This window comes from Methanobrevibacter oralis (assembly GCF_001639275.1).
In the GTDB taxonomy this organism is placed as follows: Archaea; Methanobacteriota; Methanobacteria; order Methanobacteriales; family Methanobacteriaceae; genus Methanocatella; species Methanocatella oralis.
The window spans coordinates 1-14,212 of record NZ_LWMU01000046.1; the positions used below are offsets into that span (position 1 = coordinate 1).

A 14,212-nucleotide genomic window follows, 5' to 3' on the forward strand; every position below is an offset into this window, starting at 1 on the left:
TTTTTTTTATTGATTTTTCCTTTTTGATTATTTTTTTTGTTTTAAATTCGTTTAATTTGCTTGTAATTGGATGTGTTTATTTTAATAGTTTTTATATTTGTTTAAATTATTTTATGTTTGATTTTAATTTCAGGGAATATTTTGTGATGAAACTTGGGAAATAAATTAGGATAAATATGAAAAATCGAAAATATATATAAAATATGATGATGGAAAAGTGCATTTTGTTCGTATTCGAAAAACTACTTTAGGAAGTATGATTAAGTATTCTTTTCTATGATTGTGGTTGAACAACTGTTGTAGAGGCTATAAATTTTTATTAGAAGTGATAAGAAGGATAAAAATATGACTTTAACTAAATCCGATATTTCTCAAAGAAGAAAATTGCTTAATCATATTTGCTGTGTTAGACATGAATGAAGACTTTATTGATGGAATTTACAATGATCCAGATAGACCTGGTCTTTATAAAAGATATTCAATGCTGGCAGGTGATACTAGCATCTGTGATGCACCATAATAATTGGATACAGTGAAAAACAACTAAAAGAATTAAATAATCCTCACCTCAATAGATTAAAAAAGGAATTAATCAGATTTATCATGTATAGCAGATACACAAACAGATTTTATATTAACATCCACAATAAACAATAGCAGGATGGGACATGAACTTTTTTAATTTTTCATAGAATTTTTTATTTTAAAAATTTTTTGCAATAATTTTATTTTTCAGTTGTTTTCTATTGTTTATTTTGTTGTATATTCTCTTTTTAAGTTGTGTCCTATTGTGTATAGTTTAAACTCTGTATTTACTTTTTTTAAGCCTGTTGTTGTGAATTCTGTTAGGTGCATGTTTTGTTTCATGTTTGCAAATGGTAGTTTCTGCTGTTTTTTTGAGCGTATTTTTGTAGATTTTTTTTGGGCTTCTGTGGTTTTCTATTTTTCTTTGCATTTTTATTTTTTTTTGGGAAATGTTTTCCATAGTCGCTGATTATTCTGTATCGTTGTGTTTTTACTGCAATATTCTTGTACTGGGCAGTTTTTGCATTCTTGGATCCAATGTGTGATTCTTGTTTTGTTTTTGTATTGGTATTCGCTTTTTTTTCTATAGTGGTTGACCAATTGGGGGGGAAGATATAGGTCATCATTTTCGTGATCATAGTTGGAAATTTATCTTTGGAAAAATGGTTTTTTTTTCGGACAATTATTTACTATTTTTTTCTTTTCTTGAGAGTTTTTGTGAGGATATGTAACCGTCAAGGTTGAAACCTTCTGATTATCAAAAACAGGGAAAAAAGAGTTTTTGTGAGGATATGTAACCGTCAAGGTCCATGTTTTTTCAAGATATTCTGTGTTTTCATCTGTTGAATATCCATTATCTGCACTTACTTGGTAATTAACAGGCATTTTCATCGTTATATTCCTGTTAAATTTGATTGTACTTGTTCCATTAATGGAACAAGTTCGTAATGGTCTGTTGGATTGTATTGTTATGTATGATGCTAGGATTATTCTTTTATGTGAGTCTACAGCAATCTGTCCATTGTAATCCAAATTCCCCATTTTACCTTTTTTTATTAATCATAAAAATCTTGAATCTGGATCATTTACATTTATTACATCATTTTTTCCAGGATTCTTTAAGCTTTTCTTCGAGTGTTTCAAGCTTTTTTGTAAATTTTTTTCAGGATTTTCTTCTGGATTGTTTTAAGAGGTTTTTTTTTACTTAAAGGGTGTCCGCCAAAAATCTAAAATTAATTTTTGAAACTGATTAAAACTACTTTAATTCAAAAACAAAGAAAAATTTGCATCAAAAAAATTACTTTTGGCGAACACCCTAAAGCTCTCAATTTATCTTTGGTCTACATCATTTTTCAGAGGATTTTTATTGATTTTTTCTTACTGTTTTTTTTTGGAATTTTTGTTTGTTTGTTAATAGATTCAGGAACACTATTTTTCCAGATTCATCGCCCAATTCCAAATCTTCTTCTTGATCCAATTATAATACTTTTCTTCCAATTGTTCTTTTCATGATTATTTTTAATTGTTGTTCATTGGTTATTATTTTTTAAAGATGTTTTTACTTTAGTTCCATCTAAAACTCTAAATGGCGAATTTTCTTCTTTTGCAAATCTTTAAAGTTGTTTTAAAAGCTTCATCAATTAAATCAGGTATAATCCAATTTGAATCTTATAAAATTGTCCCTATAAACTGGCTTTTGCATGCCTGCTAAGTACATATAAGAAAAATATCAGTTCTTGTTCTTCTCTCAATTTCACGAGAAGACAATCCACCATCAAAAACACTCATCCAAACCAATCCTAAGCAATATTTCACGAGGATAAGCAGGTTCACCAGGCTTATCACGAAACTCCTTGTTAGCTTCGGAACAATCAATTTGATCAACCACATTTTTAATAAAATAACACGGATGACCTTCAGGAATCAAATTACTCAAGTCCATAGGCACCAACATAGTCTGATTAATAGTATCATCTTTTAAAACCATAAATAAAACAACCATAAATATTAATATTTATAATAAAAGATTGTACTTCATAGTATATAAAATTAAAGGAAAAATAAGCGAAAAAAATTTTAAAAATTAATGAGAGTCATGTCCCATCCTGTCAAGAAAAGAAAAAAAATAGTAAATATTGTCCGAAAAAAACCATTTTTCCAAAGATTAATTTCTAACTATGATCACGAAATGATGACATATATCTGCCCCCCCCATTGGTCAACCACTATAGAAAAAAAGCGAATACCAATACAAAAACAAAACAAGAATCACACATTGGACCAAAGAATGCAAAAACTGCCCAGTACAAGAATATTGCAGTAAAAACACAACGATACAGAATAATCAGCGACTATGGAAAACATTTCCAAAAAAAAATAAAAATGCAAAGAAAAATGGAAAACCACAGAAGCCCAAAAAATCTACAAAAATACACTCAAAAAACAGCAGAAACTACCATTTGCAAACATGAAACAAAACATGCACCTAACAGAATTCACAACAACAGGCTTAAAACAAGTAAATACAGAGTTTAAACTATACACAATAGGACACAACTTAAAAAGAGTATACAACGAAATAAACAATAGAAACAACTGAAAAATAAAATTATTGCAAAAAATTTTTAAAATAAAAAATTCTATGAAAAATTAAAAAATTTCATGTCCCATCCTGTGGTGTAAAAAACTTAATTTCATTTTACATTAATACTTTTGAATCATGAAAATTTGTTCTAATTCTTAAAAAAATAACTTTTCTTTCATAATTACTATTTATTAGACTTAAACTTGTATAATAAGAAAAAATACAGAAAAAAAATTTCATGACTCAAAAATATGAAAAATTCAAACCACAAAAGTTTTTGAAATTGCCTATTTTTTTAATCTAAACCTTTTTATATTTTTTAATTCTAATAATTGCTTATGAATACAATTGAAACAACTATTTTATCAATCGTTATAATGATTGGTTTAGGTTATATTCTTAAAAAAATTGATTTTTTAAGTGATAAAGATATAGATTCCTTAAATAAAATAGTTATTAATCTTCTTTTGCCATGCATGATTTTTTCTGCATTATATTCGGCTGATTTGTCTTTACTTCCTAAATTAAGTATTTTAACAGTTCTAATTTTAATTTCTTCTTTTATAACAGGAATCACTTCTTATTTAATATTAAAGAAGTTAAATTTTGATGATAGGAAAATTTGGAGTGTTTTAATAACAATAATGATAGCTAATACTGCATTTATGGGATATCCAGTTAATTTAGGAATTTATGGATCTGAAGGTCTTTTAAGAGCTATCTTTTGTGATATTGCTACAACTTGTATTTTTATAATATTGTCTTTTGCTTTGGCTTTAAAATTTGGAGGATCTATTAAAACAGCTATTCGAAAAATTATTGTATTTCCTCCACTTTGGGCTATTATATTAGGTTTAATATTTAATTTGTTATTATTGCCAATTGGTGGTGTTTTAGAAAAAACAATTGATTATTTGGCTGGAGGAACAATTCCTTTAATCATGCTTTCTTTAGGGATTTCCATAGATTTAAGTGGATTTTATAGGAGTAAATTCATGGTGTTATTCACAACTATTATGAAATTAATTATTTTTCCAATAATTGCAATATTTTTAGCTAAATTTTTTGGTCTTGTTGATTTGCAGTATAATGTTGGAATTATAGAAGCTGCAATGCCATCAGGTATGTTGTCACTTGTACTTGCTATTACATATAAATTAGATCATGATTTAACTTCTGATTGTATATTAATAAATACAGTAGTTTCACTAGTAACTTTGTCAGTGATAATTATGTTAATATAGTTCGTATTTTTAATTTTTTTTATTGGATATAATTATTTTATTTTTGTAAATATTTCATATTTTGTTATATTTTGATTTAATTAGATTTTTAAAATAGTATTAAATTATTAAAGTCAGTTTAAGCCTTAGTTTTTTTATTATATATAAAGGTTACTCCAAGTTTCATAGAGAAATATTTATATATGTGTAGTTACAACAGTAGTATATCTAATAGTTTATAAAAATTCTATGAATCTTTTTTTTGGATGTAAATTTTTATTAAATATTAGATTTATTCACTACTTGTACAAGGTGATTTAAATGGCAGAAGAAAAAAGAGATAATAATGAAGAATTAAGGATTGGTGTTTACGTCTGTCACTGTGGTGTGAACGTTGGTGGGGTTGTAGACTGTCCAGATGTTGCTGAGTATGCAGCTTCATTACCAGATGTGGTTTTAACTAAGGATTATAAATACATGTGTTCTGACCCTGGACAAAGCATGATCCAAGAGGATATTAAAGAACACAATCTTAATAGGATTGTTGTTGCTGCATGTTCTCCTCGTCTTCACGAACCTACTTTCCGTAGATGTGTAGAAGAAGCTGGATTAAACAAGTTTTTATTTGAATTTGCTAACTTAAGAGAACAAGATTCTTGGGTACACATGAACCAACCGGTAGAAGCTACCGAAAAAGCAAAAGACTTAGTTCGTATGGCTGTTGCTAAAGCAAGATTACTCGAACCATTAGAAGCTACTAAAGTAGCAGTAGATAACAAAGCATTAGTTATTGGTGGTGGAGTATGTGGTATTCAAACTGCTTTAGATTTAGGTGATATGGGATTCAAAACTTACATGGTAGAGAAAAATCCTACTATTGGAGGTAGGATGGGACAATTAGATAAAACATTCCCAACTCTTGACTGTTCTATGTGTATTTTAGCACCAAAAATGGTAGACGCATACAAACATGAAAATATTGAATTGATTTCTTATGCGGAAGTAGAAGAAGTAGATGGATACATCGGAAACTTCCATGTTACTATTGGTAAAAAAGCAAGATATGTTATTGAAGAAGACTGTACTGGATGTGGATCTTGTGTAGAAGCTTGTCCAATTGAAATACCTAATTACTATGATGAAGGTGTAGGTATGGTAAAAGCTGCATACATTCCTTTCCCTCAAGCTGTACCATTATGTGCAACTATTGATAAAGATTACTGTATTGAATGTATGTTATGTGACCAAGCATGTGAACGTGGTGCAATTGACCACAATCAACAACCATCTAAAATTGAATTAGATGTTGGTACTATTATTGCAGCTATTGGATACGATCCATTTGACCCATCTGGAATATATCAATATGGGTACGGACGTTTCAGTAATGTAATCACTGCTATGGAAATTGAAAGAATGATTAATGCATCTGGTCCTACTGGAGGACATGTTGTAAAACCTTCCGACGGTATCGAACCAAAACGTATTGCATTCATCCATTGTGTTGGTTCAAGAGATGAACAAATAGGTAAACCTTACTGTTCAAGAGTATGTTGTATGTACTCTATGAAAAATGCTCAATTATGTATTGATCATGAACCAGATACTGAAGTTACATGTTATTACATGGATATTCGTGCATTTGGTAAAGGATATGAAGAGTTTTATAAAACTTCTCAAGAAAAATACGGAATTGAATTTGTTAGAGGTAAACCTGCAGCAATCTTCGAAAATGATGATTTAACTTTAACTATCAGAGCAGAAGACACTTTACTTGGAAAAGTAACCGAATACACTTATGATTTAGTTGTATTAAGTGTTGGTCTTGAACACTCTGAAGGATCTGAAGAACTCAGACAAACTTTAGGTGTTTCCAAATCCGCAGATGGATTCTACATGGAAGCTCACCCTAAACTTAGACCTGTTGACACTTTAACTGACGGTGTTTACATTGCTGGTGTAGCTCAAGGTCCTAAAGATATTCCTGATTCTGTAGCACAAGGTTCAGCTGCTGCTTCTAGAGCTGCTATTCCAATGGCTAAAGGTCAAGTGGAAATTGAACCTATTATTGCAAGTACAGACGAAGGTGTCTGTGGTGCTTGTGAAGTATGTGTTGAATTATGTCCATATGGAGCTATTTCCATTGTTGGAGCTGTTGGTGGAGGATCACACGCACAAATTAACTCTGCATTATGTAAAGGATGTGGTACTTGTGTAGGCGCATGTCCATCTGGAGCTATGGATCAACAACACTTCAAAACCGATCAAATCATGGCACAAATCAGTGCTGCTCTTGAAGACATAGGTAAATAGATAGAGAAAACTTCTCTATTCTATTTTTTTTAATCAAAACTAATTAATTTTTATTTAAATTTAACATTTCTAATTTTTAGTGAGGATTATCACTTTTACTCTTTTTTAAGACTTAAAATTAATTGATAAAATTAACATATTTAATTTCATAACTTTAAGTAGAATTTTCGGCTCTTTCAAAAACTTGTGTGATTTAGCCTTAGCAGGTTTTTTTTACTAAAAACTTTTTCTTAATATTTGGCTTTATTTTTATAATTTAACTCTAATGAATAGCTTATTGTGAAAAATTTAAGTGAATAATTTAATCAAAAAATAATTTATCACATAAGTTTTTTAAAGTGCCTATTTTTCACAAATCTTATATTATATAATTAACATAAACCTATTCATAATTGTTAATTGGATATAAGGTGTAGTAGATGACTAATTATCATGATGAAATCATAAACTTAGAAAATATTGCAAAAAAACATACTAATTATATGAAAAACAGTATAAATCTCATTGCTTCAGAAAATGTAACAAGTGTGGAAGTTACTGAAGCTGTAGCGTCAGATTTTGCTCATAGATATGCTGAAGGACAAGCTTTTGAAAGATTATATGAAGGTTGTCAATATATTGATGAAATTGAAGATATTACAAAAAGGCTTTCTAGAAAAGTTTATAATGTTGAATATGCTAATGTTCAACCTATTTCAGGAGTAACTGCTAATATAGCAGCATTTTTTGGATTTTCTAATGTTGGTGATAAGGTAATAGCTTTAGAAGTTCCTTCAGGAGGACATATTAGTCATGCCAATGTTAGTGCAGCTGGAATTTGTGGTTTAAAAACTATTTCACAACCTTTTGATAAAGAAACTATGAATATTGATATTGATGCAATGAATAAAAAAATCCTCGAAGAAAAACCAAAAATTGTTCTTTTCGGAGGAAGTTTATTTTTATTTCCACATCCTGTATCTGAAGCTCGTGAAGCAGCTGATGAAGTTGGAGCTAAAATCATGTATGATGGAGCACATGTTTTAGGGCTTATTGCTGGAGGACAATTCCAACAACCTATTGAAGAGGGTGCAGATATTATGATGGGAAGTACTCATAAAACATTTCCTGGACCACAAGGGGGAATTATCCTTTCTAATGTTGATAATGAACAAATAATTGATAATGCAGTATTTCCAGGTGTAGTAAGTAATCATCACTTACATCATTTATTAGGTTTAGGTATTGCTACTGCTGAAATGTTAGAATTTGGTGAGGATTATGCTAAACAAATTATCAAAAACTCACAAGCTTTAGCTCAAGGATTATATGAACGTGGTTTCGATGTATTATGTGAAGATCAAGGATTTACAAAATCTCATCAAGTTGCTGTTGATTTAAGAAACATTAGAAGTGCTTCTGATATTGCAAAAGATTTAGCTAATAATAATGTTGTATTAAATAAAAACCTCTTACCAGGGGATAATGTGGATAATAGTGATAATCCATCTGGTATTAGAATTGGTACTCAAGAAATTACTAGAAGAGGTTTAAAAGAAAAAGAAATGGATGAAGTCGCTGAATTCATAAAACGTGTTGCTGTTGATATGGAAAATATCAGAGATGAAGTTACTGAATTCATGAGTCAATACACAACATTAGATTACGCATTCTCTGATAGAGAAGCTTATGAATATCATAGATTATAGATAAAAATGAGAATTGGGTTTGCTTTTACTGGTGCAGGTCATTTACTAAATGAATCTGTCCAAGTGGCTGAAAAATTAGCTAAAAATCATGAAGTCACAATTTTTCTATCAGGGGCTGCTGAAGAAGTTTTACAAATGTATGGCCTTTATGATAGGGTAGCTAAATTAACTGGTAGTAAATACCGAGAATTAGCATGTGATTCTAACCAAAAATTTTCATATCCAATTACAGGTAGACTTTCTCTTGGAAAATATGATTTATTGATTGTTTCACCAGCTACAGCAAACACAGTTTCTAAAATTGTTCATGGTATTGCAGATACTCTTGTTACTAATGCCGTTGCACAAGCAGGAAAAGGAGCTGTTAAAACAATTATAATTCCAGTAGATATCCATCCAGGTCCTATTGATACAGTATTACCATCTAAGATGGAATTAACAAAATGTGAAGGCTGTGATGAATGTACTGCTGCTTTAATATGTCAACAAGGAGCTATTATTCCTCATGAGGAAATTGATTTACATAAATGTATTGGTTGTGGTTTATGTAGAAATAGTTGTCCTTATGGTGCAATTTCTGAGGGTAAAATAATTACTATCTATATGAGGGATATTGATGTTGAAAATACTCGTAGACTAGCCAATATTGATGAAATTGAAATACTTGAAAATCCTAAGGATATTTTAGATAAATTCTAATATATCTCCTTTTTTTAATTTTATTTGATCTTTTTTTGTTTCTAAAATATATTTTGCTTTTTTTGGTGGACGATAGCTTTTCCAAGGTTTTAATGTTATAATATCAAAAATTTGTTTATTATTATCTAAAAAATAAATATCAATTGGAAATTTCACAAAAGAAGTGTGGATGGTTGATCCATATTTTGTTATAATAAGAAGTCCATAGTCAATATCTTTTTTAAACATCAATCCTAATAAACGTTTAAAGAAATTATCCGCGATTTTAATTTTTATTTTTATTATTTCATTAGTCCTTTTATTTAAAATCATCAAATAATTTTATTATTTTATTATTTTTAAAGTTTTATAAGCTTTAAAATCACTTTTGTTTTTTCTTTGATTTTTTTTCTTTTTTAGATAATTTGTATAACTTAGTTAAATTATCTATGCTTTTTAAAACTGTATTAAATTTTCTATAAAACCCCATATCATATTATTTCTTTTATTTGTTTATTAATTTTTAGATTTTACTTTTTAAAATGTAGTAACATTTATTTATTATTTACAATATAAAAAATCATAATATTAATTATTGATATGTGTTGATAAAATGAGAAATATTATTGTAAAAGAATTGAATCAAACTTATATTGAAGATTTAGACATTGAAATAGTTGAAAGGAAAGGTATTGGTCATCCAGACAGTATTAGTGATGGTATTGCTGAGACTGTTAGTGAAGCATTGTGTAAAATGTATATGGATGAGTTTGGTGGAGTGTTACACCACAATACTGATGAAGTTCAAATCACTGCTGGTGAATCTAATCCTGCATTTGGTGGGGGTCAAATAATCAAACCTATGGATATTCTTTTAACAGGTAGGGGAGTATCTGAATATGATGGAGTTAAACTTCCTCTTGATAGAGTAGCTATTGAAGCTGCTAAAAACTTCTTAGATGACACAATTATTAACTTAGATGTTGAACTTGATACTGTTGTTGAATGTAAAATAGGGCATGGTTCAGGAGATTTAGTCGATGTATTTAACAGGGACGGACTTCCTTCTTCAAATGATACTTCTTTTGGTGTAGGATATGCACCATTTTCTGAAGTAGAAACAATTGTTAATTCTACTGAAGAATTATTAAATTCTAAATCATTTAAAAAAGAACATCCTGCCGTTGGTGAAGATATTAAAGTAATGGGATTAAGAGAAGGGGACAAAATTACTTTAACTATTGGTTGTGCAATGGTATCTAAATATTTAGCTAATAAGAATGAATATATTGATGTTCGTGAATCTTTAAAAGGTATTGTAATTGATCTTGCATCTAAACACACTGATCGTGAAGTAGAAGTCTTTGTTAATACAGGAGATAATGATGAAGTTCTAGATGAATCTGGATACTATTTAACTGTAACTGGTACCTCTGCAGAAATGGGTGATGATGGTTCTGTAGGAAGAGGAAATAGGGCTAATGGGTTAATTACTCCATGTAGACCAATGTCTATGGAAGCTACTTCTGGTAAAAATCCTATTAATCATATTGGTAAAATTTATAATATTTTATCTAATGAAATAGCTAATGATGTTGTTAATAATATTGAAGGAATTAAACAAATGAATGTCATGCTTTTAAGCCAAATTGGTAAACCTATTGACCAACCGAAAGCAGCATCTACTCAAGTTATATTAGAAGAAGGTTATAAATTAGAAGATGTTGACAAAAAAGTTGAAAGTATTGTTGATAGATGGTTAGAAGATATATCAATCATCACAGAAAATGTTGTAAATGGAAAAGCTAAAACATTTTAGATTTAATGAATAATCTAAATCATGTTTATATGACACATGTCAAATTTTCTTTTTCATTTTTTTAATTAAATTAAATTTCTAATTTATAGAAGATTTCTTTATTTTTTTATACACATATTAATTTTATTTTAAAAGGGAGAATTAACAATGCCAATAAAAGAGGCAGATAAATCATATGATCACAAAAAAATAGAACAAAAGGTTCAAAATTTTTGGAAAGAAGTAGGTATATTTTCCAAAATAAATAAACTTAGAGCTAATGGTCCACAATACTCATTTTTAGATGGTCCTCCATATTGCAGCGGTAAAATTCATTTGGGAACTGCATGGAATAAAGTAATAAAAGACTCATATTTACGTTATAAAAGTATGAATGGATTCAACTTAAGAAGGCAAGCTGGATGGGATATGCATGGTCTTCCTATCGAACATAAAGTTGAACAATTAATGAATATTAAAAGCAAACAAGAAATTGAAGAAATTGGTATTGATACTTTTGTAGATAAATGTAAAGAATTCGCAATAGAAAATAAAACAGCCATGGAAAAAGAATTCGATGATTTAGGGGTTTGGATGGATTGGGATGATCCATACATGACTCTTGATCCTCAATACATGGAATCTGCATGGTGGACTCTAAAAAAAGCTAATGAACAAAACTTGCTTATAAATGATAAAAGAGTAATTAGTTGGTGTCCTCATTGTCAAACAGCATTAGCTGCAGCAGAAATTGATTATGAAGACAAAATTGACCCTTCAATTTTTGTAAAATTCCCTGTTAAAGGAAAAAAAAGCGAATATTTTCTTGTATGGACAACAACACCATGGACATTACCTGCAAACTTGGCTATTTGTGTAAATCCTGAATTTGATTATGCTTATGTTAAAAAAGATGGTGATGTTTTAATTCTTGCTGAAAACTTAGTTGAAAAAGTATTAGGTCCTACAGTTAAAATTCATAGAACTAAAATACCTTCACAATCAGAAGATAAAGGATATGAAATCATAGAAGAAAAAGAAATACTTTATGAAATTATAAAAACAGTTAAAGGTCGAGATTTAGTTGGATTAAAATATGTTTATCCATTAGACATCGAAAAACAAGCACAATTTGATGAAATTGAAAATGTTCACAGTATTTTATCAGGAAATCATGTAGAACTTGAAGAGGGTACTGGTTTGGTGCACACAGCACCAGGACATGGTCCAGAGGACTTTGAAGTAGGTCAAGCTAATGGACTTCCAATATTTTGCCCAGTTGGAGAAGATGGCAAATTTAGTGAAGATGCTGGAAAATATGCAAATAAATTCTGTAAAGATGAAAATCCGGTAATAATTGAGGATTTGGAAAATAAGGGGTTGATGCATCACACAGAAACTATTGAGCATAGATATGGGGTATGTTGGAGATGTAAAACTCCTATTATTTACATAGCTACTAAACAATGGTTTTTAAAGGTAACTGACATTAAGGATAAAATGCTTAGTGAAATTGAAAAAGTTGAATGGATACCTAAATGGGCTGGTGAAGGAAGATTCCATGATTGGGTTGATAATGCTAAAGATTGGACAATTTCAAGACAAAGATACTGGGGTATTCCAATTCCTATATGGGAATGTAGTGACTGTGGAGAAATTAAAGTTATAGGTTCTATTGATGAATTAAAAGAGGAAAGTGTTGGTGAAATTACAGTTTCCGACGATGAACTTGTACATAGACCTCATGTTGATGATATTGAAGTAAAATGTGAATGTTGTGATAAAACGATTAAAAGGATTCCTGATGTTTTAGACGTTTGGATTGATTCAGGTGTAGCTCCATGGGCTTCACTTTATTATCCACAAAAAGAAGATAAATTTACGGATTGGTTTCCATATGACTTTATTACAGAAGGGCATGATCAAACAAGAGGTTGGTTTTACTCACAACTTGGGACTGGTGTAATTTCAATGGGAAAAGTTCCTTATAACAAAGTATTAATGCATGGATTTGTATTAGATGAAAATGGTAAAAAAATGTCTAAATCATTAGGTAATGTTGTCTCTCCTGAAGAAGTAATTGAGAAATATGGGGCTGATGTTTTAAGATTCTACTTATTATGGGCATCTAAACCATGGGATGATTTAAAATTTGTATGGGATGAATTATTGAACGTTAATAAAATGTTTAATATTTTATGGAATGTGTATGTATTCTCAGCTACATACATGTCTCTAGACGATTTTAATCCTAATAATTTAACTGAAGACCAGTATATTTTAAGAAATGAAGATAAATGGATAATTTCTAGGTCTAATACATTGGCTAAAGAAGTTGGTGAAGATTTAGAAAAATTATTCTTCCATAAAGCAACACGAAAGATAAATAATTTTATTTTAGAAGATTTAAGTCGTTGGTATGTAAGGCTTATTCGTGGAAGAACTTGGGTTGAAAGCGATAATCCTGATAAATTAGGAGCATATTATAGTTTATACACGGCTTTATCTAAATTAATTTCAGTTTTATGTCCAATTGCTCCTCATATATCTGAAGAAATTTATGAAAATATTGTTAAAAATTTAAATCCAAACGCACTAGAAAGTATTCACATGATTGATTGGGAATATGATGAAAAAGATATTGATAAAGAATTAGAAGCTAAAATGGATATAGTGCGTGAAGTAATTGAATCTGCTGCAAGAGCTCGTGATGTAGCAAGATATAAACTTAGATGGCCAGTTTCAGATATTACAATTGTATCACAAGATAAAAAAGTTTTAACAGCTATTGATGATTTAGCAGAAATTATTAAAGACCAATCAAATACTAAAAAAGTTTTAACAGCTTCAGAATTTGAAAATCTTTCATTTATTGCTAAACCAAATCTTAAAACTTTAGGTCCAAGACTCAAAGCAGATATGGGTAAAGTTAAAAAATATCTACAAACAGCTGATGGTAGTCTAATTAAAAAAGAATTAGATAAAAATGGATTTATTGAAGTTGAAGGATTTGAATTATCAAGTGATGATATATTATTTGACAGTGAACTTCCAGATGATTTTGTTTCATCTGAATTTAGTCAAGGTAATGTATTTGTAAATACTAATGTTACTTTAGAAATTAAACAAGAAGCTATGGCTCGTGAACTTATTAGAAGAGTTCAGGACATGAGAAAAGACTTAGATTTGGATGTTGAAGCAAATATTAATGTTGTTGTCGAAACATCTTCTGAATTTAAAGATTTAATTGTTCCACAGGCTGAAGTTATTTCTCATGAAATTCGAGCTAATAGTTTAATCATATCAGACACAGAAGAGTGTTGTAAAGATTCTGAAAACTATACTAAAGAATGGGATATTGAAAATGAAAAAGTAATAATATCCATAAAAATAAGGTGTTAAA

Annotated in this window: 11 protein-coding genes and 1 pseudogene; 7 read left to right on the forward strand and 5 right to left on the reverse strand. The window is 29.4% G+C overall.

Annotation, left to right across the window (positions count from 1 at the left end):
- Nucleotides 1-750: 750 nt before the first annotated feature.
- From MBORA_RS10170 to MBORA_RS11065, 4 genes are all read right to left on the reverse strand, one after another.
- The gene (locus MBORA_RS10170; protein WP_157944473.1) at nt 751-867 is read right to left on the reverse strand and encodes a transposase; all 117 of its coding nucleotides are present in this window, start codon (nt 865-867) and stop codon (nt 751-753) included.
- The gene (locus tag MBORA_RS11060; protein WP_232817556.1) at nt 864-1,151 is read right to left on the reverse strand and encodes a hypothetical protein; all 288 of its coding nucleotides are present in this window, start codon (nt 1,149-1,151) and stop codon (nt 864-866) included. Before MBORA_RS11060 ends, MBORA_RS10170 begins: the two co-directional genes overlap by 4 nt.
- Before the next feature lie 22 nt (nt 1,152-1,173).
- Nucleotides 1,174-1,557 carry a hypothetical protein gene (locus MBORA_RS01905; protein WP_232817557.1) on the reverse strand — a complete coding sequence of 128 codons (384 nt, stop codon included), beginning with the start codon at nt 1,555-1,557 and terminating at the stop codon, nt 1,174-1,176.
- Nucleotides 1,558-2,299: 742 nt separating this feature from the next.
- Entirely contained in the window at nt 2,300-2,512 is a 213-nt protein-coding gene (locus MBORA_RS11065) for a hypothetical protein (RefSeq protein WP_052331863.1), read from the reverse strand.
- Between the two features lie 411 nt (nt 2,513-2,923).
- Between MBORA_RS11065 and MBORA_RS11070 the strand changes: the two are divergent.
- The 5 genes and pseudogenes from MBORA_RS11070 to MBORA_RS01935 form a co-directional block, all read left to right on the forward strand.
- A pseudogene (locus tag MBORA_RS11070) lies at nt 2,924-3,124 on the forward strand (transposase); the annotation flags it as partial.
- 323 nt (nt 3,125-3,447) lie between these two features.
- Complete coding sequence (locus MBORA_RS01920) at nt 3,448-4,353, forward strand: AEC family transporter (protein WP_042693735.1); 906 nt, start codon at nt 3,448-3,450, stop codon at nt 4,351-4,353.
- Between the two features lie 300 nt (nt 4,354-4,653).
- Nucleotides 4,654-6,645: a CoB--CoM heterodisulfide reductase iron-sulfur subunit A family protein gene (locus tag MBORA_RS01925; RefSeq protein WP_042693733.1), complete on the forward strand. Its 1,992-nt coding sequence runs from the start codon at nt 4,654-4,656 to the stop codon at nt 6,643-6,645.
- Nucleotides 6,646-7,064: 419 nt separating this feature from the next.
- A complete protein-coding gene (locus tag MBORA_RS01930; RefSeq protein ID WP_042693732.1) occupies nt 7,065-8,333 on the forward strand; it encodes a serine hydroxymethyltransferase in 1,269 nt (422 codons plus the stop codon).
- 6 nt (nt 8,334-8,339) lie between these two features.
- Nucleotides 8,340-9,032, forward strand: coding sequence for a dihydromethanopterin reductase (acceptor) (locus MBORA_RS01935; protein ID WP_042693731.1), 693 nt, complete (start codon nt 8,340-8,342; stop codon nt 9,030-9,032).
- On the opposite strand, the gene MBORA_RS01940 is transcribed toward MBORA_RS01935, so the two are convergent.
- Entirely contained in the window at nt 9,018-9,344 is a 327-nt protein-coding gene (locus tag MBORA_RS01940) for a DUF192 domain-containing protein (RefSeq protein WP_042693729.1), read from the reverse strand. The two genes, MBORA_RS01935 and MBORA_RS01940, sit on opposite strands and share 15 nt — an antisense overlap.
- A 280-nt stretch (nt 9,345-9,624) precedes the next feature.
- Between MBORA_RS01940 and MBORA_RS01945 the strand changes: the two genes are divergently transcribed.
- A complete protein-coding gene (locus MBORA_RS01945; protein WP_042693727.1) occupies nt 9,625-10,830 on the forward strand; it encodes a methionine adenosyltransferase in 1,206 nt (401 codons plus the stop codon).
- A 147-nt stretch (nt 10,831-10,977) separates the two neighbouring features.
- Complete coding sequence (gene ileS / locus MBORA_RS01950) at nt 10,978-14,211, forward strand: isoleucine--tRNA ligase (RefSeq protein ID WP_042693725.1); 3,234 nt, start codon at nt 10,978-10,980, stop codon at nt 14,209-14,211.
- Nucleotide 14,212 lies beyond the last annotated feature (1 nt).